This window comes from Pseudomonas sp. SHLD1 (assembly GCF_028640935.1).
Lineage (GTDB): Bacteria > Pseudomonadota > Gammaproteobacteria > Pseudomonadales > Pseudomonadaceae > Chryseomonas > Chryseomonas aestiva.
Genome location: NZ_JAQZAD010000015.1, coordinates 84,595 through 111,425 on the forward strand (window position 1 = coordinate 84,595; position 26,831 = coordinate 111,425).

The 26,831-nt window shown below is 66.2% G+C and carries 24 protein-coding genes, 1 other RNA gene and 1 pseudogene; 12 read left to right on the forward strand and 14 right to left on the reverse strand.

The features are described from left to right. Nucleotides 1-108: 108 nt before the first annotated feature. Both putA and PVZ77_RS12645 read right to left on the reverse strand, forming a co-directional pair. Nucleotides 109-4,077, reverse strand: a complete 3,969-nt coding sequence (gene putA, locus PVZ77_RS12640) for a trifunctional transcriptional regulator/proline dehydrogenase/L-glutamate gamma-semialdehyde dehydrogenase (protein ID WP_273806836.1) — start codon at nt 4,075-4,077, stop codon at nt 109-111. A 259-nt stretch (nt 4,078-4,336) separates the two neighbouring features. Further along, nucleotides 4,337-5,326: an LLM class oxidoreductase gene (locus PVZ77_RS12645; RefSeq protein WP_273806837.1), complete on the reverse strand. Its 990-nt coding sequence runs from the start codon at nt 5,324-5,326 to the stop codon at nt 4,337-4,339. Between the two features lie 489 nt (nt 5,327-5,815). Here PVZ77_RS12645 and PVZ77_RS26100 point away from each other — a divergent pair. Both PVZ77_RS26100 and PVZ77_RS26105 read left to right on the forward strand, forming a co-directional pair. Continuing rightward, nucleotides 5,816-6,820: pseudogene (locus PVZ77_RS26100) on the forward strand (methyl-accepting chemotaxis protein); the annotation flags it as partial. Between the two features lie 144 nt (nt 6,821-6,964). Next, nucleotides 6,965-7,678 carry a methyl-accepting chemotaxis protein gene (locus PVZ77_RS26105; protein ID WP_405046309.1) on the forward strand — a complete coding sequence of 238 codons (714 nt, stop codon included), beginning with the start codon at nt 6,965-6,967 and terminating at the stop codon, nt 7,676-7,678. Between the two features lie 479 nt (nt 7,679-8,157). Here PVZ77_RS26105 and PVZ77_RS12655 read toward each other — a convergent pair whose 3' ends face one another. After that, on the reverse strand, nt 8,158-8,733 hold the full coding sequence (locus PVZ77_RS12655) for a nucleotidyltransferase family protein (RefSeq protein ID WP_273806839.1): 576 nt from the start codon (nt 8,731-8,733) through the stop codon (nt 8,158-8,160). 261 nt (nt 8,734-8,994) lie between these two features. Between PVZ77_RS12655 and PVZ77_RS12660 the strand changes: the two genes are divergently transcribed. From PVZ77_RS12660 to PVZ77_RS12670, 3 genes are read left to right on the forward strand one after another with little or no spacing between them, the layout of a single operon-like run. Continuing rightward, on the forward strand, nt 8,995-10,617 hold the full coding sequence (locus PVZ77_RS12660; RefSeq protein ID WP_273806840.1) for a methyl-accepting chemotaxis protein: 1,623 nt from the start codon (nt 8,995-8,997) through the stop codon (nt 10,615-10,617). A 51-nt stretch (nt 10,618-10,668) separates the two neighbouring features. Beyond that, complete coding sequence (locus tag PVZ77_RS12665) at nt 10,669-11,790, forward strand: hypothetical protein (protein WP_273806841.1); 1,122 nt, start codon at nt 10,669-10,671, stop codon at nt 11,788-11,790. An 11-nt stretch (nt 11,791-11,801) separates the two neighbouring features. Beyond that, nucleotides 11,802-12,203 (forward strand): phosphate ABC transporter substrate-binding protein, encoded by a 402-nt coding sequence (locus tag PVZ77_RS12670; RefSeq protein WP_208693132.1) that lies wholly within the window; start codon nt 11,802-11,804, stop codon nt 12,201-12,203. Nucleotides 12,204-12,260: 57 nt separating this feature from the next. Here PVZ77_RS12670 and PVZ77_RS12675 read toward each other — a convergent pair whose 3' ends face one another. From PVZ77_RS12675 to yrfG, 4 genes are all read right to left on the reverse strand, one after another. Continuing rightward, nucleotides 12,261-14,585 carry an FdhF/YdeP family oxidoreductase gene (locus PVZ77_RS12675; RefSeq protein WP_273806843.1) on the reverse strand — a complete coding sequence of 775 codons (2,325 nt, stop codon included), beginning with the start codon at nt 14,583-14,585 and terminating at the stop codon, nt 12,261-12,263. A gap of 16 nt (nt 14,586-14,601) precedes the next feature. Next, entirely contained in the window at nt 14,602-15,417 is an 816-nt protein-coding gene (fdhD, locus tag PVZ77_RS12680) for a formate dehydrogenase accessory sulfurtransferase FdhD (protein WP_273806844.1), read from the reverse strand. A gap of 94 nt (nt 15,418-15,511) precedes the next feature. Then, nucleotides 15,512-16,405: a LysR family transcriptional regulator gene (locus PVZ77_RS12685; RefSeq protein ID WP_273806845.1), complete on the reverse strand. Its 894-nt coding sequence runs from the start codon at nt 16,403-16,405 to the stop codon at nt 15,512-15,514. Between the two features lie 77 nt (nt 16,406-16,482). Beyond that, a complete protein-coding gene (gene yrfG, locus PVZ77_RS12690) occupies nt 16,483-17,142 on the reverse strand; it encodes a GMP/IMP nucleotidase (protein WP_273806846.1) in 660 nt (219 codons plus the stop codon). Between the two features lie 63 nt (nt 17,143-17,205). On the opposite strand from yrfG, the gene nudE reads away from it, so the two are divergent. Continuing rightward, a complete protein-coding gene (nudE, locus tag PVZ77_RS12695) occupies nt 17,206-17,772 on the forward strand; it encodes an ADP compounds hydrolase NudE (RefSeq protein ID WP_059316538.1) in 567 nt (188 codons plus the stop codon). Beyond that, nucleotides 17,769-18,611: a 3'(2'),5'-bisphosphate nucleotidase CysQ gene (gene cysQ, locus PVZ77_RS12700; RefSeq protein ID WP_273806848.1), complete on the forward strand. Its 843-nt coding sequence runs from the start codon at nt 17,769-17,771 to the stop codon at nt 18,609-18,611. Before nudE ends, cysQ begins: the two co-directional genes overlap by 4 nt. A gap of 4 nt (nt 18,612-18,615) precedes the next feature. Here cysQ and PVZ77_RS12705 read toward each other — a convergent pair whose 3' ends face one another. The 4 genes from PVZ77_RS12705 to PVZ77_RS12720 are packed head-to-tail and all read right to left on the reverse strand — an operon-like array spanning nt 18,616 to nt 22,943. Continuing rightward, nucleotides 18,616-19,845, reverse strand: coding sequence for a 2-octaprenyl-3-methyl-6-methoxy-1,4-benzoquinol hydroxylase (locus PVZ77_RS12705; protein WP_273806849.1), 1,230 nt, complete (start codon nt 19,843-19,845; stop codon nt 18,616-18,618). Nucleotides 19,846-19,864: 19 nt separating this feature from the next. Then, nucleotides 19,865-21,046: a 2-octaprenyl-6-methoxyphenyl hydroxylase gene (ubiH, locus tag PVZ77_RS12710; protein ID WP_273806850.1), complete on the reverse strand. Its 1,182-nt coding sequence runs from the start codon at nt 21,044-21,046 to the stop codon at nt 19,865-19,867. Then, nucleotides 21,033-22,382 (reverse strand): Xaa-Pro aminopeptidase, encoded by a 1,350-nt coding sequence (pepP, locus tag PVZ77_RS12715; RefSeq protein WP_273806851.1) that lies wholly within the window; start codon nt 22,380-22,382, stop codon nt 21,033-21,035. Before pepP ends, ubiH begins: the two co-directional genes overlap by 14 nt. 6 nt (nt 22,383-22,388) lie before the next feature. Then, nucleotides 22,389-22,943, reverse strand: coding sequence for a UPF0149 family protein (locus tag PVZ77_RS12720; protein ID WP_273806852.1), 555 nt, complete (start codon nt 22,941-22,943; stop codon nt 22,389-22,391). Nucleotides 22,944-23,041: 98 nt separating this feature from the next. Between PVZ77_RS12720 and PVZ77_RS12725 the strand changes: the two genes are divergently transcribed. From PVZ77_RS12725 to PVZ77_RS12740, 4 genes are all read left to right on the forward strand, one after another. After that, entirely contained in the window at nt 23,042-23,272 is a 231-nt protein-coding gene (locus PVZ77_RS12725) for a TIGR02449 family protein (RefSeq protein ID WP_007161334.1), read from the forward strand. Continuing rightward, on the forward strand, nt 23,269-23,577 hold the full coding sequence (locus PVZ77_RS12730) for a cell division protein ZapA (protein WP_133860477.1): 309 nt from the start codon (nt 23,269-23,271) through the stop codon (nt 23,575-23,577). Before PVZ77_RS12725 ends, PVZ77_RS12730 begins: the two co-directional genes overlap by 4 nt. Before the next feature lie 60 nt (nt 23,578-23,637). Beyond that, a non-coding RNA gene (ssrS, locus tag PVZ77_RS12735) (6S RNA) lies at nt 23,638-23,815 on the forward strand. Nucleotides 23,816-23,831: 16 nt separating this feature from the next. Continuing rightward, nucleotides 23,832-24,461, forward strand: a complete 630-nt coding sequence (locus tag PVZ77_RS12740; RefSeq protein WP_273806954.1) for a 5-formyltetrahydrofolate cyclo-ligase — start codon at nt 23,832-23,834, stop codon at nt 24,459-24,461. Here the strand turns inward: PVZ77_RS12740 and PVZ77_RS12745 are convergent. Beyond that, nucleotides 24,428-24,595 carry a hypothetical protein gene (locus tag PVZ77_RS12745; protein WP_166655883.1) on the reverse strand — a complete coding sequence of 56 codons (168 nt, stop codon included), beginning with the start codon at nt 24,593-24,595 and terminating at the stop codon, nt 24,428-24,430. The two genes, PVZ77_RS12740 and PVZ77_RS12745, sit on opposite strands and share 34 nt — an antisense overlap. A 182-nt stretch (nt 24,596-24,777) precedes the next feature. Here PVZ77_RS12745 and PVZ77_RS12750 point away from each other — a divergent pair, with 182 nt between their 5' ends. Next, on the forward strand, nt 24,778-25,233 hold the full coding sequence (locus PVZ77_RS12750) for an EVE domain-containing protein (protein ID WP_273806853.1): 456 nt from the start codon (nt 24,778-24,780) through the stop codon (nt 25,231-25,233). A gap of 9 nt (nt 25,234-25,242) precedes the next feature. Here PVZ77_RS12750 and PVZ77_RS12755 read toward each other — a convergent pair whose 3' ends face one another. Then, nucleotides 25,243-25,650 (reverse strand): flagellar basal body-associated protein FliL, encoded by a 408-nt coding sequence (locus tag PVZ77_RS12755; protein ID WP_273806854.1) that lies wholly within the window; start codon nt 25,648-25,650, stop codon nt 25,243-25,245. Between the two features lie 45 nt (nt 25,651-25,695). Next, nucleotides 25,696-26,721 (reverse strand): DUF5924 family protein, encoded by a 1,026-nt coding sequence (locus tag PVZ77_RS12760; RefSeq protein ID WP_273806855.1) that lies wholly within the window; start codon nt 26,719-26,721, stop codon nt 25,696-25,698. Nucleotides 26,722-26,831: the final 110 nt, after the last annotated feature.

The following is a 26,831-nucleotide window of genomic DNA, read 5'->3' on the forward strand; positions in this document are numbered from 1 at the left end:
AACCTACGAATGAACTGCCGTAGGTTGGGTTGAGACAGCTCCATCGTCGAAGCCCAACGGCTACGCGAATGTCGGACTTCGCTGCATCCAGCTCAGCCCGACGAGCCCTCAACCGATGGTCATCAGACTGGCATTGCCGCCGGCCGCTGCCGTGTTCACGCTCAGGGCGCGCTCGATGAGCAGGCGTTCCAGCGGAATGGCAGTCTCGCCACGGGCCAGGCCCTGGACGCCGACGATGGGGCCATTGCGCTTGGCCACCTGCTGGCAGACCTGGCGCAGCTGATCGGAATCGCCGTGATGCAGGACCGCTTCGAAGGCGACCTCGTCCTTGCGCCAGTCGGCCGCCACCTGCACCCGCGCGCGCACGGCGTGCGGCAGGCGTGTCAGGAGCGTCTTGTGGGCGTCCTCGACCAGCGCCGTGCTGCCCACCGCCATGACCGCCGCCAGTTGCAGCAGCAGATCGCTGTCGTCGGCCGCCAGGCACAGTACCCGGCTGCGCGGCAGCAGGCTGTAGCTGTTGCGCTCCCCGGTCGGGCCCGGCAGCAGACGGGTCAGACCGCTCAGGGACTCTTCGGCGAACCTCAGGCAGGCCTGTTCCAGCTCGCCCAGGCCCTGCTGCCTGGCCCAGTCGTGCAGGGCGCCCAGCGGATTGCCGGCCTGCTGACGCAGGGCGTCGCGCACCTGCCATTCGGTTTCGCCAGTGCTGCCCTTGGCCAGGGCCACGGCGGGATCGCCATCCGGACGCGTGCTGAGCAGGCGATAGAGGTAGAGCGGACCGCCCGCCTTGGGACCGGTGCCCGAGAGGCCTTCGCCGCCGAAGGGCTGCACCCCGACCACCGCGCCGACCATGTTGCGATTGACGTAGAGGTTGCCGGCATGAGCGCGCTCGATCACCTTGGCGATGGTCTCGTCGATGCGGGTGTGCACGCCAAAGGTCAGGCCGTAGCCGGTGGCGTTGATCTGGTCGATGACCTTGTCCAGGTCTTTGCGACCATAGCGCACCACGTGCAGCACCGGCCCGAAGACCTCGCGACCCAGTTCGGCCAGGCTCTCCAGCTCGATCAGGGTGGGCATGACGAAGGTGCCGCGGTGGATGGCATCGCCTTCCACACGACCGCCCTGGTGCACCCGGCGGCCTTTGCCTCTCAGGGTCTGGATATGCTTGTCGATGGTAGCCTTGGCCTCGCCGTCGATCACCGGGCCGATGTCGATGGCCAGGTTCTCCGGGTTACCCAGGCGGCACTCCGCCATGGCGCCCTTGAGCATCTCCAGCACGCGATCGGCCACGTCGTCCTGCACGCAGAGCACGCGCAGGGCCGAGCAACGCTGACCGGCGCTGTCGAAGGCGGAAGCGACCACGTCGGTCACCACCTGCTCGGCCAGCGCCGAGGAGTCGACGATCATGGCGTTCTGGCCGCCGGTCTCGGCGATCAGCGGGATCGGCCGGCCCTGGGCATCCAGGCGCCCGGCGATGTTGCGCGCCAGGATCTGGGCCACCTCGGTGGAGCCGGTGAACATCACGCCCTTGACCCGTACATCGTTGACCAGGGCAGCGCCGATGGTGGAGCCCTCGCCCGGCAGCAGTTGCAGCACGCCCTCGGGGATGCCGGCTTCCAGCAACAGGCGCACGGCCTGGGCGGCGATCAGCGGCGTCTGCTCGGCCGGCTTGGCCAGCACGGTGTTGCCGGCGGCCAGGGCCGCGGCGATCTGGCCGCTGAAGATGGCCAGGGGGAAGTTCCAGGGGCTGATGCAGACCACCGGACCCAGGGGGCGGTGGCTGTCGTTGGCGAAGTCACGCCGCACCAGGGCGGCGTAGTAGCGCAGGAAATCCACCGCCTCGCGCACCTCGGCGATGGCGTTGGCGTAGGTCTTGCCGGCTTCGCGTACCAAGAGGCCCATCAATGGCTGCAGCTGGGCCTCCATCAATTCGGCGGCGCGATCCAGGGCCGCGGCGCGCTGCTCGGGCGGGGTGGATTGCCAGATGGGTGCGGCGGCCAGGGCCTCTTCCAGGGCGATGTCGACATCGGCGCGGGTAGCGTTGCTGACCTGGCCGACGCGATCGCGGCGATCGGCCGGATTGAGCACCGGTTGCGGAATCGACGGCTCGCTGGTGCGACCCAGCAGCGGGCGGGCTTCCCAGGCAGTGTTGCCGCTGGCCAGCAGCGCGGCCGACAGCGAGCCCAGGCGGTGTTCGCTGGACAGGTCCAGACCGCTGGAATTGCAACGCTCGGCGCCGTACAGGGCGCTTGGGTGGGGAATGCGCGGATGCGGCAGGCCGATGGCGCCTTCGCTGGTGGACTGCTGCTCGATCTGCACCACCGGATCGGCCACCAGCTGGTCGAGGGAGATGGAGTGGTCGGCGATGCGATTGACGAAGGAGGTGTTGGCGCCGTTCTCCAGGAGGCGGCGGACCAGGTAGGCCAGCAGCGTCTCGTGGGTGCCCACCGGGGCATAGATGCGGCACGGCCGCGCCAGCTTGCCGTCCTTGACGCTGCCTACCACCTGCTCGTACAGCGGCTCGCCCATGCCATGCAGGCACTGGAATTCGTACTGGCCGGGGTAGTAGTTCTGCCCGCCAAGCTGGTAGATGGCGGCCAGGGTGTGGGCGTTGTGGGTGGCGAATTGCGGATAGATGGCTTCCGGCGCGGCCAGCAGCTTGCGGGCGCAAGCCAGGTAGGCCACGTCGGTGTAGACCTTGCGGGTATAGACCGGATAGCCCTCCAGGCCTTCCACCTGGGCGCGCTTGATCTCGCTGTCCCAGTAGGCGCCCTTGACCAGCCGGATCATCAGGCGGCGACGGCTGCGCCTGGCCAGGTCGATCAGGTAGTCGATCACCAGCGGGCAGCGCTTCTGGTAGGCCTGGATGACGAAGCCGATGCCGTTCCAGCCGGCCAGTTGCGGCTCGAAGGACAGGCGCTCCAGCAGATCCAGGGAGATCTCCAGGCGATCGGCTTCCTCGGCGTCGATGTTCAGGCCGATGTCGTAGCGCTTGGCCAGCAGGGTCAGCTCCAGTAGGCGCGGATAGAGCTCGCTCATCACCCGGTCGTACTGGGCGCGGCTGTAGCGCGGATGCAGGGCCGAGAGCTTGATGGAGATGCCCGGGCCTTCGTAGATGCCGCGACCGTGGGAGGCCTTGCCGATGGAGTGGATGGCCTGCTCGTAGGAGGCCAGGTAGCGGCGCGCGTCGGCCTCGGTCAAGGCGGCCTCGCCCAGCATGTCGTAGCTGTAGCGGAAGCCCTTCGCCTCGAACTTGCTGGCGTTGGCCAGGGCCTCGGCGATGGTCTCGCCGGTGACGAACTGCTCGCCCATCAGGCGCATGGCCATGTCCACGCCCTTGCGGATCACCGGTTCGCCGCTCTTGCCGATGAGGCGATTGAGCGAGCTGGTGAGGCCGGCCTCGTTGTGGGTCGACACCAGGCGACCGGTCAGCAACAGGCCCCAGGTGGCGGCATTGACGAACAGTGACGGGCTGTTGCCCAGGTGCGGCTGCCAGTTGCCGGTGCTGATCTTGTCGCGGATCAGGGCATCACGGGTGCCCTTGTCCGGAATGCGCAGCAGGGCTTCGGCCAGGCACATCAGGGCCACGCCCTCCTGCGAGGACAGCGAGAACTCGCGGAGCAGACTCTGCACCATTCCGGAGCGCCCGGTTGCACCCTTGGCGTTGCGCAGCTTCTCGGCGATGCGATGGGCCAGCTCGTGGGTCGCCTTGGCCTGGGCCGCGGGCAGGCGCGCCTGTTCCAGCAGCAGCGGCAACAGCTCTTCTTCCGGCCGGCGATAGGCGGCGGTGATGGCCGAGCGCAGGACGGACTGCGGCAGGATGCTTTCGGCGAACTCCAGGAAGGGCTGGTAGACCGGATCGGCCAGGGCCTCGACGGCTTCGTTGTCGCCTTCCGCCAGGCGCTGGGCGATGCCCTGCAGGTCGGCCAGGGTCGCGCCACTTTCCAGGGTTTCCAGGTAGGTATAGATGGCCTGCTTGATCAGCCAGTGAGGCGTCCGATCAATGCGGCGCGCCGCTTCCTTGAGACGATCGCGAGTGGCTTCGTCGAGCTTTACGCCCAGGGTAGTGGTAGTGGCCATGCGCAGGTCCTCAAGCAAGAAGGCGTCGAAATTCGGCGCAGCTTAGCGCTGCTCGAAAGAATAGTGCAACCAAGTGCAACCCATGAGGTTCTACCGTCGATCCGGTTGCACCAGCAGGCGGGTAACAGATCGCAAGACTATGCAGAGATCAGGCCAAGGGGTGCGACCAGGTTGAACCCCTGCCATAGGGGAGCCTGCCGGACGTGGAGAGATCGTTAGCCTGGCAAGTGTTACCTGGCTTCACACCAAGGCGCTGGCTTCAGGCCAGGGACGGAAAATGCGGCAGCACGAATTCGCCCAGCTCCTGGACCACTTCGCTGGCCGGACGCCGCGAGGGCCGCAGGTTGAGGGCCAGGTGATTGACGCCTGCCTCCTGCAATTGGGCAAGGTAGTCCACCAGCGCTCGCCGCCCGCAGGACAGTCCGGCATGGATGGGCCGTGGTGGCTGGGCCGGATCGCTGGCCAGCTCGAAGAACAGCCCCTGGGCAAAGGGCTTGAACAGCTCGCGCCCGCCGATCTCGTTCAGCGCCTCGCGCCAGACCCGTGTCAGGGCCGGGACGTGCTCGGCGGGCACGAAATAGTAGAACCAGCCATCGGCCTTGGCGGCGATCCAGTCCACCGTCTGCCGACTGCGTCCGGTCACCAGCGCCGGGATGCGGCCGTGCACCGGTTTGGGCACCAGATCGGCCAATCCCTGCAGATCGCCGAAACGGCGAAATTCACCCCGGGGAAAATTAGTCTCGCCGGCCAGCCGGAACATCTCGAAGGCATCGCGAAAGCGCTCGCCCCGCCGCTCGAATTCGCTTTCCAGGCCAAAGGCCGGGTATTCCACCGGACGATCGCCGGAGGCCACCCCCAGCACCAGCCGACCATCGCTCAACTGGTCAACCGAGGCCGCCATCTTGGCCAGGTGCAGCGGATGGCGCAGGGTGATGACGGCGCTGCCGGTGGCCAGGGTCAGGTGCTGGGTGATGCCCGCCAGGTAGCCGAGATAGGTGAAGGGCTCGAACACCTGGCCGGCGTCGTTGAAGCCGGGATCGTAGAAGGGTACGTCGCGCGCCCAGAGCGCCGCGAAGCCCAGCTGGTCGGCCAGCCGCGCCAGGCGGGCATGGTCGCGCAGGGTCGGCATGGGATCGTCGGGATAGCCTTCCAGCGGCAGCAGAAAGCCCAGGGTCAGACGACCTGGCGCGAACAGTCGTGAAAAGCCCGGATGCTGCAGAAAGGCGCGGCGACGCTCCGTGGTGGACATGGGGATTCCTTGCCGGAGAGGGAAAGCGGATGACCTTTCTATGGAGTCTAGCGGCATTCCAGGGTTCGCCGGACAACCGATGATGGCGCGAGGCGTCGCTCATCTCCGCCAGGGGCCGCACCTGCTGGCGACGAGGCCTCCAGCCGCCCTTCCCTGCCGGATCCAGGCCAGGGCCTCTCGATCCCCACCCTTTGGCCGCATCACTAAAGCATGACTAATAAAAAATAGCCTATTGGAAACAGCACCACTCGTTCCATTCAAACTTCCGACCAAACATCCAACTCTTCAATAGCCCTGATGCCGGAGACTGGCAAACAGCAAAACCCCTCTTCAGGCCCCTATATAAATATTAGACTTACCATTATTTAAATGTTGTAAATACCAAACTTTTCCCCATGACCCTCGGCTAGAATCCGACGCCCTCAGCACTCCTCGAACCCCGGAACTTTCCGCCGAACGTTGGGAAATAGCCCCATGAAAATGAGCAACATGAGTGTTCGTACGAAGCTGTTTTCCGGCTTTACCGTCCTGATCATCCTGACCCTGGCGATCGCCTATACCGGTTGGAACGGCATCCAGGCCCTGGGCCGACGCGGCAACCTGATCGAACAGTTCACCCAGATCGGGCTACTCGCCCGCGACATGCGCAATGCCCGCAAGGACTTTGCGATCTTGCCGGAAGCGGACCAGGCCGGTCGCTGGAAAGGCGGCATCGATGCCCTCGAACAGCATTTGCAGGATGCCCGTCCGCTGTTCAAACGCCCGGAGAGCAAAGCGCTGCTGGCCCGTACCGAACAGACCCTCAAGGAATACCGTGACCTCTATCGGCAGACGCTGAAGGTGACCCAGGACCGCACCACCACGCTTCAGGACGTGCGCAACACGGGCGATATGCTGGACAAGCGGTTGCAGGAGGCGTCCGGCGCCCTGAACCGCGAAGGCGATCAGGCCAGCGCACCGCTGCCTTCCCTGCTGACGGCGCTGCAGCAGCTGCGGATCCACCTGCACCTCTATGTACTCAAGTCAGCCGGCCCCCAGCAGGAGGCCCTGCAAGCGTCCCTGGACAGGGTCGGCGAGGTACTCAAGACCCTGCCCTCGACCCCGGAATTGCAGCAGCTGCCAGGGCTCCTTGACGAGTATCAGCGCCAGGTCCAACAGCTGTTCAGTATCCAGAAGGCGTACCAGGACGTTAATCAGGGCCTCTACCAGCATATCCAGGTGCTGCTCAAGACCTCCGACGAAATGAAGCAGATACAGAACCAGTTCCGCCTCGACGATATCCGCGAGGCCAAGCTGATGCTCTTTGGCGGGCTGCTGCTGGCGATACTGCTCAGCCTGATCGCGGCCTGGATCATCACCCGCTCCATCGTGACGCCGCTGCGCCAGACCCTGGCGACCGTGGAGCAGCTCGCTGCCGGCGACCTGACCGTGCAGATCGAGTTGGAGCGCAAGGACGAACTCGGTCAGCTACAGGCGGCCATGCAGCTCATGATCGTCAATCTGAGTGACCTGATCCGCGAGCAGAAGGATGGCGTCATCCAGGTCGCCAGTGCCGCCGAAGAACTCTCCGCCATCACCGAGCAGACGCGCGCTGGCGCCTCGGCACAGAAGATGGAAACCGAGCAGATCGCCACAGCCATGCAGCAGATGAGCGCCACCATCAATGAGGTGGCGCGCAATGCCGAACAGGCGTCGACGACCGCCCGCGAGGCCACCCTCAAGACCCGCGAGGGCGATGAGATGGTCAACCAGGTTGCCACCCAGATCCAGACCCTGGCCCAGGAAGTGGACAGCACCCAGGCCACCATGGAGTTGCTCAGGCAGGACGCCGACCGCATCGGCGGCGTGCTGGACGTGATCAAGGCGGTCGCCGAGCAGACCAATCTGCTGGCGCTCAACGCCGCCATCGAGGCCGCTCGCGCTGGTGAAGCGGGACGTGGCTTCGCCGTGGTCGCCGACGAGGTGCGCGGCCTGGCGCAGCGTACGCGCTCCTCCACCGACGAGATCGCCAGCCTCATCACCCGGCTGCACGGCAGCACCGACAAGATGAGCGCCGCCCTGGACCGCAATATCCAGCTGACCGGCGACAGCGTCGACCTGACCCGCCAGGCGGGCGTGGTCCTGGGCAGCGTCAGCAGTGCGGTGAGCGAGATCGAGGCCATGAACGAGCAGATCGCCACCGCGGTCGAGCAGCAGAGCGCGGCCGGTGAAAACATCAGCCGCAGCGTGGTCAAGGTCCATGAAGTCGCCGACCAGACCGCCGCCGCCACCGAGAAAACCGCCGGTTCCAGCACCGAACTGGCCAACCTGAGCCTGCAGCTGCAAGAGCTGACGTCGCGCTTTAGGGTCTGAGGCCTGGCCGGCTCCCGTTCCGCTGAGCTCCTGGCCTGCCCTTCACGGACATAAACCCCCGGACGTTGATGACCGGAGGGCTCATTCAGGCATGACGTCCAAGGGCGTCTTCCCCATGCACTTCGGCGATACTTCAACCAGGCAGAAGCCTGCAGCGAAAGAATTCCTGTTATCGGTTTAAAACCAACCGCGAAGTTATGGAAGTAATAAAGCCTTCATCCTGACCGAAGTTCGTCAGTCTTTGGAGGAAGAGCATTCTCAATAGTCATAAACTTGAAACAAGGACTCCACGACCCACTTTCCTTTGTTATCGGTTGAACGATATCTCTTATCTCAACAGATAGTTCCACCTGGCGCTCAGGGTTTGTCACCGAACCCCTCGACAGTTCCTGCACAGGCCTTTCGACGTCACTACAGCGGCAAGGCCTGGCGTGTTGCCGAGTTCCTGGCAGTGAACGCTTTCCCAGCGCCGCTGCTGCTCAACCCTGGTCGTCGTGCAGGGGATCCGTCCGTACCTGCAATCGCGGCCAGCGCTCCAGCCAGCCCTTGGTCGCGAGCCGCTGGCGAAAGGCTTCCGGCCGGGGCCGCCAGGGATTGGGCGTGAGATGCAGGGCCAGAAGCCCTTCCTGGGCGAAGGGACTGACGACTTCGAGCGCACCTTCGGCGGTCAGGCGCGCGGCCAGGGCAGACTCTACCTCGACCCAAAAACGCATGGCATCCAGGCTATCGCCATAGGGCGCATCGTCATTGCGAAGGTGCATGGCGGCCTGATTGCGTACCGACCAAGGCCAATTTGGCGCTCGCTGCAACAGCAGCGCTTCGATCTCCCGGTCCCGCTCGGGTCGACAGTCGGTCGCGTCGAAATAGATGACATCCAGATCCGCCAGCGGCGTCGATTCGGTATGGCCATGCAGTCGATCCCAGACCAGGTTGCGCACGAAGCCTGCAGCCAACCAGGCGTCGGGCAGGTGCAAATCGGCAAGGACGCGCAGCAGGCGCAGACGCTCGGCATCGGCCTTCAACCAGGACTCGATTTGGGAAAACAAGGGGGCCATGGCAGGACTGGTCAGTCTGAAAAACCCGAAGATGACCGCCTGCACCGCCTTTCGCAACGCCCATCGCCAATAATCGCAATAACGTTTAGTCGTCTTAAGTTTTACCAGCAGATGTCGAAAATGTGACGGCTTCGCTTAATCACGTTTGCGAGGCCAACAGGACGTGGTGACCGGTCAGGACATGACCCTTGGCAAGCCCTCGCTCGAAAAGAGGGTGCCGCACCTCGCTGCTTGCTACTGCCCATGCTTCCCGAGGTGTAGATGTTTCGTAACCTGTCGCTGACGCTCAAGCTGTCGCTGCTGCCGGCTGCCGCTCTGCTGGGCCTGCTGCTCTACGTGGCCTATACCTCTGCCCAGCTGGCTGGCAACGATCAACGCCTCGACCAGCTGGAAAACCACAGCTATCCGCTGCTGGAAAAGGCCGACGCGGTGCTCTTCCAGTTTTCCCGCCTGCCCGGGCTGTTCAACAGCGCCGTGACCGCCAGTGAACTGGAAACCCTGGGCGAGGCCCGCAAGGTGGTCGACGACATCGACAGCCGCCTGCAGGAAATGGCCGACCTCACCCGCCAGACCTCGGCCCGCAACGACGAGATCTCCAGCTGGCGCCAGGGCATCCATCGCTATGCGGACAACGCCCTGAGCGCCTCCGAACAGCTGATCAAGGGCAGCGGTTCCTTCGATTCCCTGCGGCCCAATCTGGACCGCATGGCCACGGATCTCGCCGCTGCCCAGCAGCTGGGTACCACCTTGCGCAGCCATGCCTATACCGACTTCCAGCAGACCCTGGCCCAGGCCCGCGACCAGAATGCCGACACCACCCGGGTCGGCATCTGGCTGAGTCTGCTGCTGGTGGTGATCCTGGCCGGAGCCGCCGTGCTGACCATCCGCAGCGTGCTCGGCAGCGTGCGCGAGGTGATCACTTCGCTGCGCGCCATCGCCGAGGGCGACGGCGACCTCACCCGTCGCCTGCAGGTCGGCTCGCGGGACGAGATCGGCCAGATGACCGCACTGTTCAATGTCTTTCTCGATCAGCTGCAGGGCACCATCAAGGCCATCGTCGATGCCGCCCATCCGCTGGGTCAGGTTTCCGGCGAGCTCTATAGACTCACCCAGACGGTAGAGAACAACGCCCGTTCCCAGCAGGGTCACACCGAGTCCATCGGCCGTGACATCCAGACCATGAACACCAACCTGCACGAGGTGGCCGACCGCTCGCGCGAGGCCGCCGACCAGGCCTCCGCCGCGGCCGAGCAGTCCGCCGCCGCCCGTACCAGCATCGGCCAGCTGTCGCGCAACATGGGCGAACTGGACGACAGCGTGCGCCAGTCGGCCGAGTCCATGCAGCAGCTGGAACAGGAAACCCGCCAGGTCGGCCTGGTGCTGGACGTGATCAAGTCCATCGCCGAGCAGACCAATCTGCTGGCGCTCAATGCCGCCATCGAGGCCGCGCGGGCCGGCGAACAGGGCCGCGGCTTTGCCGTGGTGGCCGACGAGGTGCGCAATCTGGCGCAGAAGACCGCGCGCTCCACCGCCGAGATCCAGCAGATCATCGAACGCCTGCAGGGCAACGCGCAGCGCGTGCTGCAGGCCATGCAGGGCAGCCACACCCAGGCTCAGGTCAGCGCCAGCAGCTCCCAGGCGGCCACCGCGATGCTCGAAGGCATCGCCCAGGCCGTGGCGCGCATCAACGACTACAACGCTCAGATCGCCCTGCTCACCGGCGAACAGCTGAGTCTTTCCGATTCGATCAGCAGCGACACCCGCCGCCTGCAGACCGATACCCAGTCCAGTGCGGACAGCACCACCGCCACCGCCCGCATGGGCGAGCAGTTGGTGGTGGTCGACACCGATCTCCGGCAGGCGACCTCACGCTTCCGCATCTAGCTAGTCCTCTACCGACTTTCCCTATACCGAGAAACCTCTAGGAGCATTTTCATGGCTTTTGCACGTCTGCTCGCCTTCGGCGCGGCCCTCACCTGCGCGGGATCCGCGCTCGCCCTCGATCAGGGTGACTACCGCTTCAACGGCTTCGGCACCGCCGGCATCACCCACCTGGGTGGCGAAGACGACGGCCGCAGCTTCGGCATCAACGGCCAGACCAACGATCACTGGCGTGGCGATCAGCTGAGCAAGCTGGGCGGCCAGTTCCAGTACGGCCTGACCGACAAGCTGGACGCCACGGTGCAGGTCACCGCCAAGGCCGAGCAGGACCAGTGGAAAGCCAACCTGGAATGGGCCTATCTGGCCTTCCACGCCACCGACAACCTGACCTTCCGCGCCGGCCGCCTGCGCACGCCGGTGTTCATGTATTCCGAGACCCTGGACGTGGGTATCACCTACCCCTGGCTGCGCCTGCCCGACGAGGTCTACAGCCAGGTGCAGGTCTCCAACTACGAAGGCGCCGACGCCCTCTGGAGTCTGCCGGTCGCCTTCGGCACTCTGAACTTCCAGGTGAGCGGTGGCCAGGCGGTCAATCGCAACTACTTCGTCAACGATGATCTCTACGACATCGACTACAAGCGCATCGCCGCTGCCAACGTCAGCCTGGCGACCAACGAGTACGGCACCGTGCGTCTGGCCTACACCGAATCGAGCATCGACCTGCACTACCCGTTGCTGACCCTGGACGACCAGAAGGGCAAGTTCACCTCGCTCGGCTACCAGTACGACAACGGCACCTGGCTGACCAGCAACGAATGGACCCGCCGCGTCATCGAGGGCGACAACCAGGGCAGCAGCAACGCCTTCTACCTGATGGCCGGTCGCCGCTTCGGTGACTTCCTGGCCCACGTGACCTACGCCCAGCTGGACGAAGAACACGCCGGCCGTCAGAGCTCCTGGACCTATGGCCTGAACTACAACATCACCCCCAGCCTGGTGCTCAAAAGCGAATACAAGCGCGTCGACACCACCGGCGGCTACAACGGCACCTTCGTCAAAACCGACAGCGAGAGCATCGCCAATGCCGTCTACGACCGCAGCGGCGGTCGCTTCGGCGCGCCGGCGCGCAACTTCGACGGCGACATCATCAGCATCGGCCTCGACTTCATCTTCTAAGGAATCCGCCCATGAGTTCTCTCCGCCTGCTCACTGGCGCCGCCCTGTTGCTCAGCGTCGGCCTGGTCCACGCCGAAGTCGCCGTGATCGTCAATCCGGCCGCGGCCAAGACACCCGGCCAGGATGAAGTGGCCAACATCTTCCTCGGCAAGGACAAGTCGCTGAAGGGCGTCGACCAGAAGGACTGGTCGGCCACCAAGGAAACCTTCTATGCCAAGGTCGCCAACAAGAACGAAGCCCAGCTGAAGTCCTACTGGTCGGGCCTGGTGTTCACCGGCAAGGGCCAGCCGCTGCCCAGCGTTGCCGGCGACGCCGCCGTGGTCGCCCAGGTGGCTGGCGAAGCCGACGCCATCGGCTACGTGGACAAGGCCGCGGTCACCGACAAGGTGAAGGTCCTCTTCACCCTGCAGTGATAGTCGCACCATGAAAAAAGCCGTCTCGCGACGGCTTTTTTCATTTCCGGGAAGGCCTCAGGCCACCGAGGCGATACGGTTGCCGGCGCTGGCCTTCTCGACCTTGATGGCGACGAACTTGGAAGTGGGCGTGAAGCTGCCCTCGCCGTAGCTCTCCAGGGGCACCAGCGGATTGGTCTCCGGGTAATAGCCGGCGGCCTGACCGACCGGGATGTCGAACGGCAGCGCGGTGAAGCCGCGGACCCGGCGCTCGATACCGTCGTCCCACAGGGCGACCAGATCCACCTTCTCGCCGGCGGCCACGCCCAGGCGATCCAGATCGGCCTGGTTGACGAAGACCACGTCGCGCTGGCCCTTCACGCCGCGATAGCGGTCGTCGAGGCTGTAGATGGTGGTGTTGTACTGGTCGTGGGATCTCATGGTCTGCAGGATCAGATCCGGCTTCACGCCCTGGCGGCGGACCGCGTCCGGCAGCAGGTCATGCAGCAGCGCATTGGCGGCGAAATTGGCCTTGCCGGTGGGGGTGTTCCACTCCCGGCGCCCGGCCTTGTTGCCCAGGTAGAAGCCACCGGGCGCGGCCAGTCGGGCATTGAAGTCCTGGAAGCCGGGGATGACATCGGCGATCAGGTCGCGGATGCGGTCGTAGTCCTCGATCAGCCATTCCCAGTCCACCGGATGGTTGCCCAGCACGGCCTTGGCCAGCCCGGCGACGATGGCCGGCTCGGACTTCATCTGCGCCGACAGCGGCCGCAGGATGCCGGCCGAGGCATGCACCATGCTGAAGCTGTCTTCCACGGTGATGGCCTGCTTGCCGCCCTTCTGCACGTCCGTCTCGGTGCGACCCAGGCAGGGCAGGATCAGCGCCTGCTGCCCGGTCACCAGGTGGCTGCGGTTGAGCTTGGTGGCGATGTGCACGGTCAGCCGGCACTTGCGCAGCGCCTTGTGGGTGCGCGGAGTGTCCGGAGTGGCCTGGGCGAAGTTGCCGCCCAGGGCGATGAACACCTTGGCCTGCCCCTGTTCCATGGCGGCGATGGCCTCCACGGTATTGTGGCCGCGGTTGCGCGGCGGCTCGAAGGCGAAGCGCTTGGCCAGGGCGTCGCTGAGCCAGGCCGGGGCCTTCTCGTCGATGCCCATGGTGCGATCACCCTGGACGTTGCTGTGGCCGCGCACCGGACAGAGACCGGCGCCAGGCTTGCCGATCTGGCCGCAGAGCAGCTGCAGGTTGGCGATCTCCTGCACCGTGGCCACCGAATGGCGGTGCTGGGTGATGCCCATGGCCCAGCAGATGATGACTTTCTCGGCCCGGGCATACATGCGCGCGGCCTGCTCGATCTCGTGCAGCGACAGCCCCGACTGGCGCTCGATCAGCTCCCAGGAGGTGGCGTCGACCTGAGCCAGGTAGTCGTCCATGCCCAGCGTATGGGCAGCGATGAACGCGTGATCGAAGATGCGCTTGGCGCCCTTGGCGGCGGCCTCGCGCTCCCACTGCAGGAGGTACTTGGCGATGCCGCGCAGCGCCGCCATGTCACCGCCCAGGGCCGGACGGAAATAGGCGGTGTTGGTCGGCCGCGAGTCGTTGGTGAGCATCTCCAGCGGATTCTGCGGATGCTGGAAGCGCTCCAGGCCACGCTCCTTGAGCGGGTTGAAGCAGACCACCTGGGCACCGCGCTTCACCGCGTTGCGCAGGGTCTCGATCATGCGCGGATGGTTGGTGCCGGGATTCTGGCCGATGACGAAGATGGCATCGGCCTCGTCCAGGTCGTGATAGGTCACGGTGCCCTTGCCGACGCCGATGCTGCGACCCAGGCCGACGCCACTGGCCTCGTGGCACATGTTCGAGCAGTCGGGGAAATTGTTGGTGCCATAGGCGCGCACGAACAGCTGGTAGAGGAAAGCCGCCTCGTTGCTGGCGCGACCCGAGGTGTAGAACTCGGCCTCGTCGGGGCTGGCCAGGGCCTTGAGCTCCTTGGCGATCAGCGCGAAGGCGGCGTCCCAGGCGATGGGCACATAGCGATCGGTGGCGGCGTCATAGCGCAGCGGCTCGGTCAGCCGGCCCTGGTATTCGAGCCAGTAGTCACTCTGTTCCTGCAGCGAGGTCACGCTGTGGCGAGCGAAGAAGGCCGCATCGACACGGCGTTTGGTGGCTTCCCAGTTGACCGCCTTGGCGCCGTTCTCGCAGAACTTCACCAGGCCGTTTTCCGGCGCCTCGCCCCAGGCACAGCCCGGGCAGTCGAAACCGTGGTCCTGGTTGGTCTTGAGCAGCGTCCGCAGATTCTTGAAGGCGTTGCCGCTGTCGAGCCAGAAGTGCACCACGCTCTTCAGGGCGCCCCAGCCGGCGGCGGGGCCTTGATAGGGTTTGAAGGACTGCTGAGGTTTGTTCATGGCGATACCTGTGGGATCAAGGGGCAACGGGCGCCGGGGCATAGACCCGCGGTGGGGACCGGTGCGGCAGGTGGATCAGATTGAGACGATGGCGGCGCGCCCATTCCACGGCGAGACCGGTGGGCGCCGACAGGGTGATGAGGGTGGCGAGCCCGGCACGCACCGCCTTGTGGATGAGTTCGAGACTGCAGCGACTGGTGACCACCACGCAGCCCTCGCGCACCGGCTGGCGCTGGCGCAGCAGGGCGCCGATGAGCTTGTCCAGGGCGTTGTGGCGGCCGATGTCTTCGCGGCACAGGGTCAGTTCACCCTGACCGTCGATGAACAGCGCGGCATGTACCGCCCCGCTGCGTTGACCAAGATCCTGGGCAGCATCGATCCGCTGGCGCAGGTCGTGCAGATGAGCGGCCGGGGGCAGCCGCACCTTGCGCAGTCGATCCAGCTGCGGCAGCGCCTGTTCCAGCGCCTCGACCCCACACAGGCCGCAACCACTGGTCCCGGCCAGCTGGCGGCGCTGCTGCTTGAGCGCCCAGAAGGTGCGGCTGCTGATCTCGACGTCGACATTGAGGGCCTCGCCCACGCGCCGCACCTGGATGCCATAGATGTCGTCGATGGCATCGACGATACCCGCGCTGAGGCTGAAACCGACCACGTAGTCTTCCACGTCGGCCGGGGTCGCCATCATCACCGCATGGCTGATGCCGTTGTAGGCGATGGCCAGCGCCACCTCTTCGGCCAGCGGCTGTTCGCCTCGCGCAGCAGGCTGCTCCAGCTCGGCGAAGGCATAGCCAGCGGGGGGCGCGGCAACGAGGTCTGGCGATTCCTGGGACATGGGCGAAAACGACCTGCGGCGGTTTGACACAGATCAAAGATTAACCAGCACATCCCGGGGCGTCTAATCGCTATGACCGATGCCTTGATAAACGCTATCTATCACTCTCGGCGTAGAGCGCCTTGACCGCCTGGAAGCAGGCATCGGCGACCGCCAGTCGGGGTTCGGTCCGACGAATGAGCAGGCCCAGGGGCGTCAGGGTACGGGCCGTGTCGATGGGAATCAGCCGGGCATGGGGTGTAAGACGATCGAAGCCGCCGGCCAGGGGTACCACGGCGCAGCACAGACCGGCATTGACCGCCTGCAGGAGCAGATAGACCGCATCGGTCTCCAGCACCGGCTGCGGCGTCAGGCCCAGGCTGCGAAAGCCGTGGTCCACCGACTGGCGAAAATGCATGGCGCCGGTCAGCAGGCCGAGCGGCAATCCGGCCACCGCCTGCCAGTCCAGCGCGGCCTGGTCGAAGCTGAAATGCCGCTCGTCATAGAGCAGGCCCATGCGCGTCTCGGTCAGGGTCAGGCTGTCGAAGCGCGCCGGGTCCAGGTGCTCCAGGTAGGAGATGCCCAGCTCCAGGCGATTGCTGGCCACGGCTTCGAGGATGCGCTCGGTGCTCAGCACCTGCAGCTGGAAATGCAGCTTGGGGTGCAGCAGGCGCAGGTGCTGCAGCAGCGGCATGGGATCGAAGCTGGCCAGCGGCACCAGGCCGACCCGCAGCGTACCTACCAGTTGCCCCTGGAAGGCCTGCGCCTCGGCATAGAGGCCGTCGTGGGCGGCCATCAGGGTACGCGCCCAGGCGAGGATGCGCTGACCGGCCTCGGTGAAGCCCTCGAAGCGCTGCCCGCGGCGCACCAGCTCCACCCCCAGCTCGTCTTCAAGGCCACGCAGGCGCATGGACAGCGTTGGCTGGGTGACGTGACAGCGCGCCGCGGCCTGGCCGAAGTGCCGCGTCTCGTCCAGGGCGATAAGAAAGCGCAGTTGCTTGATGTCCACGGATTACCTCCAGGCGCTCTGCCCCCTCTCCCGCCGGGAGAGGGCCGGGGTGAGGGTCGCCAGGACTGCAACAGTCGTCACTGCGGCAGCAGCTCGCGATAATCCCGCACCGCCTCGAATTCCTCGCTGTCCTTGGGTCCGCGCCGACTGTCCGGCTCGTGGATCGCCAGCAGGTGGGCAACCCCGTAGTCGCGGGCGCTGCGCAGGATCGGCAGGTTGTCGTCGATGAACAGGGTGCGCGCCGGATCGAAGGCGAAGTCGGCCTGCAGGGCGTGCCAGAACTGCTGTTCTTCCTTGGGGAAGCCATAGTCGTGGGAGCTGATCAGCCGGTCGAAATAGGGCGCCAGCTCGATGCGCTCCAGCTTCAGCGACAGGGAATCGCGGTGGGCGTTGGTGATCAGCGCCACCTTCTTGCCGGCGCGCTGCAGGGCGGCCAGGAAGGTGTCGGCATCCGGACGCAGGGCGATCAGGTGGGCGATCTCCTCCTTGAGCTCGCGCATGGAAAAACCCAGCTCGGCGCTCCAGAAGTCCAGGCAATACCAGGTCAGCTTGCCCTGGTGGCTGAAAAACAGCGGCTCCAGCTCGGCCTTGGCCAGCGCCAGGGACTGGCCGTGGCGCTCGGCATAGCGCTGCGGCAGGTACTCCAGCCAGAAATGGTTGTCGAAATGCAGATCGAGCAGGGTGCCGTCCATGTCCAGCAACACGGTATCGATACGGCTCCAGTCGAGAGGGGTCATGGTGACTCCGGATCATGTAACAGGCGGGTTATCATACCCGTCCGCCCAGCCCAGGAGCCGTCCATGCGCCAGAAACCCACTGTTCTCGCCCGACAGATCGTGGCCAAGAGCCGCCTGTTCACCGTCGAGGAGATGCAGTTGCGCTTCGCCAATGGCGAGGAGCGCACCTATGAGCGCCTGGCCAACAAGGGCACCGGCCACGGTGCGGTGATGGTGGTGGCCCTGCAGGACGCCACCCGCGCCCTGCTCATCGAGGAATATTGCGGTGGCGTGGAAGACTACGAACTGTCGCTGCCCAAGGGCCTGGTGGAACCGGGCGAAGAGATCCTCGACGCCGCCAATCGCGAACTCAAGGAAGAGGCCGGTTTCGGCGCCCATCAGCTGGAATACCTCACCGCGCTGTCGCTGAGCCCGGGCTACATGAGTCAGCGCATCCATGTGGTGCTGGCGCGCGACCTCTATCCGGAGCGCCTGCCGGGCGATGAACCCGAGCCGCTCGAGGTCAGCAGCGTCGACCTGCGCGAGCTGTCGCAGCTGGTGCAGAATCCGCGCTTTTCCGAAGGCCGCGCCCTGGCCGCCCTCTATCTGGTGCGCGACCTGCTCACCCAACGCGGAGAATTGCCGGCATGATGGCGCCCGTTTCCATTACCGCCCCCCTGGTGCTCAACGTCATCGACCTGGTGCGCCAGGCCGGCGCGGCCATCCTGCCCCATTGGCGGCAGGGCGTGGCGGTACGGCAGAAGAGCGACGACTCGCCGGTGACCGCCGCCGACCTCGCCGCCCACCGGGTACTGGCCGACGGCCTGGCGCGGCTGACCCCGGACGTGCCGGTGCTGTCGGAAGAAGCCTGTGACATCCCCTTCGCGGCGCGCAGCGCCTGGGACGTCTGGTGGGTGGTCGATCCCCTGGACGGCACCAAGGAATTCATCGACGGCAGCGAGGAGTTCACCGTCAACGTGGCCCTGGTCGAACGTGGCCAGGTGATCTTCGGCGTGGTCGGCATCCCCACCCGTGACGTCTGCTTCAGCGGCGGTCGCGAACTGGGCGCCTGGCGCATCCAGGGCGAAGACGGCATCGAGATCGGCGTGCGCATCCAGCCGGAAGACGCCTTCACCGTGGTCGCCAGCCGCCGCCACGGCAGTCCGGCGCAGCAACGGTTGCTGGACGAGTTGGGCAATACCCTCGGCGAACCCAAGTTGGTGAGCGTCGGCAGCTCGCTCAAGTTCTGCCTCCTGGCCGAAGGCCTGGCCGACTTCTATCCCCGACTCGCCCCCACTTCCCAGTGGGATACCGCCGCCGCCCAGGGCGTGCTGGAAGGCGCCGGCGGCGAGGTGCTGACCCTGGACGGCCAGCCCCTCACCTACGAGATGCGCGAGTCCTTCCTCAACCCGCACTTCCTCGCCCTGCCCCGCGAGGCCGCCTGGCGGCAGCAGGTGCTGGAGCTGGCCGGATCCTTGGGCGACGCCTGAGCCGTCAGGCCACGACCCTGGCCAGTTCCGGCACATCGCCGGACAGGCCCAGGGCGCGGCGGACGAACAGCGCCTTGGCTTCGAAGTGGCGATCGACCTGTTTGAGCGCGGCGTTGCGCAGCCAGCGCAGCGGCAGGCGGTCGTCCTGGAACAGCCGCTGGAAGCCTTCCATCGCCGCCATCATCGCCAGGTTGTGCGGCATGCGGCGGCGCTCGTAGCGTTCCAGCACCCGCTGTTCGGCGATGGATTCACCGCGCGCCTGGGCATGGCGCAACTCCTCGGCCAGTACCGCGGCATCGAGAAAGCCCAGGTTGACGCCCTGCCCGGCCAGCGGGTGGATGACGTGGGCGGCATCGCCGATCAGCGCCAGACCGGGTTCCACATAGCGCTTGGCATGGCGCTGGCGCAACGGGATGCACAGCCGCGTGTCGCTGCATTCCACCTTGCCCAGGCGCTGCTCGAAGGCCTCGCCCAGGGCCTGGCAGAAGGCCGCGTCGTCCAGGGCCATCAGCCGCTCGCCCTGCTTGGGCGTGCAGGACCAGACGATGGAGCACCAGCGGGTATCGCCACCGCGGTCCAGCGGCAGGAAGGCCAGCGGGCCGTCGTCGGTGAATCTCTGCCAGGCGGTGCGCTGGTGCGATTCGGCGCAGCGCACGCTGGTGACGATGGCATGGTGCAGATAGTCCCACTCGCGGGTTTCCAGACCGGCCAGGCGGCGTACGGCGGAGGTGGCGCCATCGGCGGCCACCACCAGCGGGGCGCGGATCTGGCGGTCGCCAGCCAGTTGCACCAGCCACTGGTCGCCGGAGCGGCGCAGCAATTCCAGGCGCGCTTCGGGCAGGAGCAGGACGTTGGCCTCGGCCAGGCGTTCGAGCAGGGCGTCCTGCACCACGCGATTCTCGACGATATGGCCAAGCACCTCGGCATGCACGCTGGCGGCATCGAAATGCACGGCGCCGGTGCCAGAGCCGTCCCAGACGTGCATGGCCTGGTAGGGACTGACGCGGCGCGCGAGGATGCCGTCCCAGGCGCCGAGGCGTTGCAGGATGCGTTGACTGGCCAGCGACAGGGCGCTGACCCGGGGTTCGAAGGGCAGGTCGCTTTCGACCGCGCCCGGCGTGAGCGGGCCGCGATCGAGCAGCACCACCGACAGGCCGCTGTCGGCCAGAGCCAGGGCCAGGGCGCTGCCGACCATGCCGGCACCGACGATCACCAGATCCGCATGGGTCAGCATGCTCGTTTCTCCTCGCAGGTCAGGGACGGGTACCCAGGCCCATGGCCTGGCGGGCGAAGGCACTCTTGGCCGGCGGGCACAGCTCCAGGCCGACCAGGCCCAGGTTGCGTCCGGCACTGAGCCAGGGCCGGCTGTTGGAGAACAGCCGGGTGATACGGTCGGAAAAGCCGATGGTCAGCTGCTGGTCCAGGCGCTGGCGCTGCAGGTAGTCCTGCAGGGTGGCGAAATCGCCGGGCACCGCGGCGCTCTCCAGCAGGCACTCGGCCAGACTGTCGACATCGCGCAGGGACAGGTTGAAGCCCTGGCCGGCGATGGGGTGCAGGCTGTGGGCGGCATTGCCCAGGACCACCAAGTGCGGGCGGACCTGCTCATTGGCTTCCAGCAGGGTCAACGGATAGGCATGGCGGGTACCGACCTGGGTGAAGCTGCCGAGGCGATAGCCCACCGCCTGCTGCAATTCGGTGAGAAAGACGGCGTCGGGCGCCTGTTGCAGTCGCAGCGCCTCGGCATCCGGCTGGGTCCAGACCAGGGCGCTGCGCTGACCCGGCAGGGGCAGCAGCGCCAGGGGGCCGTGGGGGGTGAAGCGCTCGAAGGCGCGACCACCATGACCCAGATTGGTCGAGACGTTGGCGATCAGCGCGGTCTGCTCATAGACCGTCCGCCGCACCTCGATGCCGAGGGACTCGCGCAGCGCCGAGCGGCCGCCGTCGGCCAGTACCGCCAGGCCGCATTCGAGGATGTCGCCATCATCCAGCTCCAGGCGATAGCCATCGGCGATGGCGGCGAGCGTGCGCACCTCCGCCGGGCAGCGCCATTCCACCACCTCGCGATCCAGGGCCTGCCAGAGCACCTGGCCGATCCAGGCGTTCTCCACCACATAGCCCAGCGCCGGCAAATTCTCGTCGCGGGCGAGCAGCTGGGTCACGCCGAAGCGGCCCTGATCGGAGACCTGGATCTCGCGGATCGCCTCGGCATGCTCGGCCAGGGCGTCCCAGACGCCGAGGCGCTGGTAGATCAGCCGCGAGCCGTAGGACAGCGCCGAGGAGCGGGCATCGTAGCTGGGCTGATAGGTGTCGCCGGGGGCGAAGGGCTCCACCAGCAGGATGCGCCAGCCGCGCGCCTTGGCGCCGGCCTGCAGGGCCAGGGCCAGACTGGCACCCACCAGGCCGCCACCGATGATGGCGATATCAGGACGTTGCATGAGCGTTCTCCCGGCGGTCGCGCGCGGCCGCCATCAAGCCTTCGATCTCCGCGGCCGCCTTGGGCAGGCCGGCGGTCAGCACCTCGCAACCACTGCGCGTCACCAGCACCTCGTCCTCGATGCGGATACCCAGGCCGCGCCATTTGCGCGGCACCTCGGCCTCCACCGGGATATACAGTCCGGGCTCCACGGTCAGCACCATGCCCGGCTCCAGCATCCGCCACTGATCGCCGATGCGGTATTCGCCGACGTCATGGACATCCAGCCCCAGCCAGTGGCCGGCGCGGTGCATGTAGAACTGCCGACAGGCGCCCGTCTCGATCAGCTCGTCCAGCTCGCCCTGGAGCAGACCCAGCGCCAACAGCCCCTCGGTGATCACCCTGACCGTGGCTTCGTGGGGTTCGTTCCAGTGCCGCCCGGGCGCCACGCAGGCAATGGCGGCCTGGTTGGCGGCCAGCACGATGTCGTACAGCTGCCGCTGCTCCGGCGAGAAGCGGCCATTGACCGGAAAGGTGCGGGTCACGTCGCTGGCATAGCATTCCAGTTCGCACCCGGCATCGATCAGCACCAGGTCGCCGTCGCGCAGGGGCGCGTCGTTGGCCTGGTAGTGCATGACGCAGGCATTGGCCCCGGCGGCGACGATGGAGCCATAGGCCGCCAGTCGGGCACCCCCCTGGCGGAAGCAGTAGTCCAGTTCCGCCTCCAGGTGATACTCGCGCAGCCCCGGCCGGCAGGCCTGCATGGCGCGCAGGTGGGCCGCACCGGTCAATTCGGCGGCGGCCTTGAGCAGGCGCACCTCGGCGGCCGACTTGTACAGCCGGCTGTCGTGCAGCAGGGTATCCAGCGCCAGCAGCTCCCGCGGCGGCGAGGCGCCCTGGTCGGCCTTGGCGCGGATCAGTTCGATCCAGTTGAGCAGTTGCCGCTCGAATTCCGGATGGGCACCCATGGCGTAGTAGACCCGCTCGCGGCCTTCCAGCAGGCCGGGCAGGATGTCGTCGAGATCGCCGATGGGAAAGGCATCGTCCGCGCCATAGTCGGCCAGCGCCCCTTCCTGACCGACGCGCCGGCCTTCCCAGCGCTCCAGCTCCGCGTCCCGCTCGCGGCAGAACAGCAGGTATTCACCGTGGGCCCGGCCGGGAATCAGCACGGCCAGGGCCTCGGGCTCGGGAAATCCGGTGAGGTACTGGAAGTCGCTGTCCTGGCGATAGGGCTGCTCGATGTCGCGATTGCGCAGGCACACCGGCGCGGCGGGCAGCAGGGCGATGCCGCCGTGGCCGATCTCGGCCATCAGGGCGCGGCGGCGACGGGCGAATTCGGCCTTGTGGATCCGCGGCATGGCCGCTCAGTGCACCACGGGCGCAGGTTCGGGGGTGGGGCCGCGCCCGTATTCGCCGTACAGCAGCAGCGGCGCCACACGCAGGTATTCGGTGACTTCCATGAAGTCGTTCTCGCCCTCTTCGCCTTCCTCGGCGGGTTCCTGAATCTGAGCGATGGCCGCCAGGTCCTCGAGCACCTCGCGCGCCTCGCCCGAGACCTCGCCGGTACGCCCGGACAGTCCGAAACCGGCCAGGAAACCCTGGCACCACTGGCCCAGGGCAGCGGTGCGCTCGGCGAGCGACACCTCGTCCGGCGGCAGCATCAGCACCAGGGCCACCTGCTGGCCGGCGAATTCCTGCTGCACCATGCCCAACAGACCCGACAGCGCCGCCTGCAGACGCTCGCCAGGCGCGCCACCGAGCAGCTCGCTGGCCGCGGCCAGCCAGTCGTTCTCGTCGAAGCCCGCGCCCCCACAGACCCGCCCGAGCAGGTGACCGTGGAGTTCGGCGGGCGAGACCGGCAAAGCGGCCTCGGCGAGCAGGGTGGAGAAGGCGGCGTAGGCGGATGCTGAGCTGGACATGGCGTCGAGGGGAGGCGCTGGCTAGAATGAAGCCTTATCCTACGCGCTGACCCCGCCGGCGGCCAATCTCGTTGCACCCTTCTGGAGCTGTAGCCCTCATGCGCGAGTCTCGCGACACGCCCCTCGACGCCGATCTGGAAGCCCTCGGTGACCGTGTGGAGCGCCTGCTCCTGCGTCTTGAGGAATTGCAGCGGCAGAATCGACAACTGCGCCAGGGCGAGCGCAACTGGCGCCAGGAGCGTGCCGAGTTGATCGAAAAGAACGAATTGGCCAGATCGAAGGTCGAAGCGATGATTTTACGCCTGAAAGCTTTGGAGCAGGACTCATGAGCATCGAGACCGTGACCGTCCAGATAATGGAAAAGGAATATCGCATCAGCTGCCCGGCTGACGAGCGCGCCAACCTGGAGAGCACCGCTCGCTACCTGGACGGCAAGATGCGCGAGATCCGCGGCAGCGGCAAGGTCATCGGCGCCGACCGCGTGGCCGTGATGGCCGCCCTCAACATCACCCACGAACTGCTGCACCGCCAGGACGACGTCAGCCTGGAAGTCAGCAGCACTCGCGAGCGGGTACGCGACCTGCTGGATCGCGTCGATCGGGCGCTGATCACCGAACACGACACCACCGCCTGACCGCCAGCCGTGGATCGGCAGGGGGGTTTGCATCCCGGCTCAGGGGCGTATACTGGAGGTCACTCTCTGGTGTGTGCGCCAGTCGGTCATGTCCCCGAGCCGATAAGCAACACCCCGGGGGTTGCTCGTAAGGCTGGTGTGCATGTCCGCTACGGCGGAAAGCCTAAAGGTCTACGACTTCTCCCACCTTGAACCAAGGGTTCAAGGGCTACACCGGCAGCGGCATTCCGGAGAGCTCATTTTTTTCCATGACCATCCCGCCTTCTCCCGATCTCAGCAGGCCCGCGCTGCGCAAGCTTCTTCGCCAGCGACGTCGCGCCCTCACCCCCGTCCAGCAACGCCAGGCCGCCCGCCAACTCTATCGGCAACTCGCCCAGCATCCGCTATTTCGCCGCGCCCGACATATCGCCTTCTATCTGCCCAGCGATGGCGAGATCGATCCGCGTCCACTGCTCGAAGAAGCCCAGCGCCGCGGCAAGGCCACCTATCTGCCCGTGCTCTCGCGGTGGCCGCGGACGGCGATGATCTTTCAGCGCGTCGGTCACGGCGAATCCTGGGTGCGCAATCGCTTCGGTATCGCCGAGCCGCGCCCGGATCGGCGCCTGAGTCGGCCGACCTGGGCCCTGGGGCTGATCCTGATGCCGCTGGTGGGCTTTGATCCCCAGGGCGGACGCCTGGGCATGGGCAAAGGCTTCTATGACCGCAACCTGGCCTACCTGGCGCGCCGGCGGCAATGGCACAGTCCGCAGCTGATCGGCTGCGCCCATGAATGTCAGAAGGTGGAGCGACTGGCACTGGCAGCCTGGGACGTGCCCATGGCGGCCGTGGTGAGCGATGGCGACTGGTACGCTCAGCGGATGGGAGAGACTTCCCGCGTCGGCTGAACGTCGCTGGCATAGCGGGCGTACTGCTGCTGGCTCTGGTGCTGTTCCCAGAAACTCTGGGTGTACCCGGTGGTGACCACGCCCAGGGTAAAGATCAAGACCAGCACCCATAACAGATCAGGTTTGCGTTTCATCGAGCTGGGCCACCCCCTTGCTGGCACCTTTGGGCAGGACAGGACGTCGCCCTGTTATGCTCAGCGCGTACGATCAGACTACATCCGGAATGGGCGGCATTCTGCGACAAGCGGTCGCCCCTTGCAATCGACCAGACCCTTTCCTGGAAGCTCCCGAGCCTCCATTCGTCAGGAGACGAACCGTGGCCTGCTGGCTGTTGAAATCCGAGCCCGATGAGTTCTCGCTAGCCGACCTGGAACACCTGGGCCAGGCGCGCTGGGACGGGGTACGCAATTACCAGGCGCGTAACTTCCTGCGCGCCATGGCACCCGACGAGCTGTTCTTCTTTCATCATTCGAGTTGCGCCGAACCGGGCATCGCCGGCATCGGCCGCATCGTCGGCGCGGCCTTCGCGGACCCCACCGCCCTGGACCCCGAAAGCCCCTACCATGCGCCCAGGGCCAGCGCCGAGAACAATCCCTGGACGGCGCGCCAGGTCGCCTTCGTCGAGGCCTTTCCGCGAGTGCTGACCCTGCCGCGCCTGCGCCAGTTGCCGGAGCTCGCCGACTTCGCCCTGCTGCGCAAGGGCAACCGCCTCTCGGTGATGCCGGTCAGCCCGGCGGAGTGGACGGCGATCGTCGCCGCGGCGCGCGGCTGAGCGCCGGCCTCAGGGCTGGATGATCAGGTTGTTGAACAGCAGGTCCTCCACCAGCGGCTTGCCCTCCTCCTGGGTGAGCACGCTCTGCACCTGCTTGAGCGCCTCCTGGCGCAGTTTCTCGCGGGCTTCCACGCCGGCCAGGGTCTCGTCGGTCTGCTGGGCGAAGAGCATCACCAGCTGGTTGCGGATCAGTGGCTCGTGAAACTCCACCTTATCCTTGGCTTCCTTGCCGGTCATCATCAGGGCGATGTCGGCCTTGTAGTACTTGAGCTTGGGCCCGCTGCCATAGTTGCCGACCAGCGCCGGGGTCAGGTTGTAGAATTCGGTCTTGGGTGCCTCCCCTTCCTTCTTCTCTTCGTTCGCCCAGGCACCGAAGGCCAGGCAGAAGGACAGCAAAACGGCAGCGACGGCTTTCACGGCGAATCCTCTAGAGGTGAATGGCTGCAGCATAGCCAGCGGGATTCAAGGGGTCACCTCGAACCTGAGGGTTCCGATCACCTGGCCGACGTCCGTCACCACTTGCACCTGCCAACGGCCGGTCACGTCGCCGGGGAAGTTCTGCTTGTGGGTCCAGGCGCGATAACCCGCCTCGCGACCGCCGCTGATATCCAGCGGAATCCGATCCACCTCCTGACCGGCATGGCGCCAGACATGGTAGATGCGCTCGTTCAGGCCGCGCGGTGCGTTGATGGCGGTAAAGGCATAGAGCCCCTGGGTGCGCAGCTGGGCGCTGCTCAGGCTCTTCACCGCATCGCCGGGCTGGCGCTTGAGGCTGTCAAAGTTGGTGCTCATGCCCATGTCGGTCAGCCACAGGGTGGCCGGCGGCACCCAGGCGCGGCCCAGCCAGCCGAAGGCACCAATGGCCAGGCACAGACCCAGCAATCCCAGCCAGCGCCAGCCCAGGCGTACCCGGAAGGCCACCGCCAGACTGGGAAAGGACAGCAGCACGGCGACGCCCAGGGCCAGTTCGTAGCTCTGGGTGGTGGTCAGGTGCAGGATGATCGGCAGGGCGGTGAGCAGCACCGCGAACAGCGTCAGGGTGTGGTAGCTGAGGAATACCCAGCGCCGCGGCGCCAGCGCCTTGTAGTAGAGCGGATCGATGATGGAGACCAGGGCGGCCGCGCCGATCAGCCCGGTGAACAGCGCCTGACCGCTGTTCCAGGCCGTGGTGATGGCAAAGAACGGCAGGCAGAAGAACAGGCTTTCCTGGTGGATCAACTGGGTGGCGTAGCGCAGCAGCGGTGGCGGCAATTCCCAGCCGAAACGCCGGCTGACCCAGCCCCGCAGCACGTTTTCCAGCATCAGCCAGACCCAGCTCGCCAGCATGATCACCGCCATCACCGGAGCGAAGCCCTTCTGCCGGTCCACCAGCAGGAAACTGCAGATCCCCGAAATGAAGCCGGCCAGGGCGATCAGCCGCGGATAGCGTTCGAACAGGGCGGTGGCCAGGTTCAGGGCGCGGGAGGACAGGACTTTCCAGGCAGGCATGACGACTCGTGAAAACGGCAGCAAAGACGCGCCACCCTAGGCGCGCAACCCGTACAGATCAAGGGGGAATCCTGGCGCTCGCTGCCACAGGGCGGAAAAGCCTATGCAGG

Coding starts and splice junctions, on each gene's coding strand:
- putA (WP_273806836.1), bottom strand. CDS start 4,077: ATGGCCACTACCACTACCCTGGGCGTAAAGCTCGACGAAGCCACTCGC.
- PVZ77_RS12645 (WP_273806837.1), bottom strand. CDS start 5,326: ATGTCCACCACGGAGCGTCGCCGCGCCTTTCTGCAGCATCCGGGCTTT.
- PVZ77_RS26105 (WP_405046309.1), top strand. CDS start 6,965: ATGCAGCAGATGAGCGCCACCATCAATGAGGTGGCGCGCAATGCCGAA.
- PVZ77_RS12655 (WP_273806839.1), bottom strand. CDS start 8,733: ATGGCCCCCTTGTTTTCCCAAATCGAGTCCTGGTTGAAGGCCGATGCC.
- PVZ77_RS12660 (WP_273806840.1), top strand. CDS start 8,995: ATGTTTCGTAACCTGTCGCTGACGCTCAAGCTGTCGCTGCTGCCGGCT.
- PVZ77_RS12665 (WP_273806841.1), top strand. CDS start 10,669: ATGGCTTTTGCACGTCTGCTCGCCTTCGGCGCGGCCCTCACCTGCGCG.
- PVZ77_RS12670 (WP_208693132.1), top strand. CDS start 11,802: ATGAGTTCTCTCCGCCTGCTCACTGGCGCCGCCCTGTTGCTCAGCGTC.
- PVZ77_RS12675 (WP_273806843.1), bottom strand. CDS start 14,585: ATGAACAAACCTCAGCAGTCCTTCAAACCCTATCAAGGCCCCGCCGCC.
- fdhD (WP_273806844.1), bottom strand. CDS start 15,417: ATGTCCCAGGAATCGCCAGACCTCGTTGCCGCGCCCCCCGCTGGCTAT.
- yrfG (WP_273806846.1), bottom strand. CDS start 17,142: ATGACCCCTCTCGACTGGAGCCGTATCGATACCGTGTTGCTGGACATG.
- nudE (WP_059316538.1), top strand. CDS start 17,206: ATGCGCCAGAAACCCACTGTTCTCGCCCGACAGATCGTGGCCAAGAGC.
- cysQ (WP_273806848.1), top strand. CDS start 17,769: ATGATGGCGCCCGTTTCCATTACCGCCCCCCTGGTGCTCAACGTCATC.
- PVZ77_RS12705 (WP_273806849.1), bottom strand. CDS start 19,845: ATGCTGACCCATGCGGATCTGGTGATCGTCGGTGCCGGCATGGTCGGC.
- ubiH (WP_273806850.1), bottom strand. CDS start 21,046: ATGCAACGTCCTGATATCGCCATCATCGGTGGCGGCCTGGTGGGTGCC.
- pepP (WP_273806851.1), bottom strand. CDS start 22,382: ATGCCGCGGATCCACAAGGCCGAATTCGCCCGTCGCCGCCGCGCCCTG.
- PVZ77_RS12720 (WP_273806852.1), bottom strand. CDS start 22,943: ATGTCCAGCTCAGCATCCGCCTACGCCGCCTTCTCCACCCTGCTCGCC.
- PVZ77_RS12725 (WP_007161334.1), top strand. CDS start 23,042: ATGCGCGAGTCTCGCGACACGCCCCTCGACGCCGATCTGGAAGCCCTC.
- PVZ77_RS12730 (WP_133860477.1), top strand. CDS start 23,269: ATGAGCATCGAGACCGTGACCGTCCAGATAATGGAAAAGGAATATCGC.
- PVZ77_RS12745 (WP_166655883.1), bottom strand. CDS start 24,595: ATGAAACGCAAACCTGATCTGTTATGGGTGCTGGTCTTGATCTTTACC.
- PVZ77_RS12760 (WP_273806855.1), bottom strand. CDS start 26,721: ATGCCTGCCTGGAAAGTCCTGTCCTCCCGCGCCCTGAACCTGGCCACC.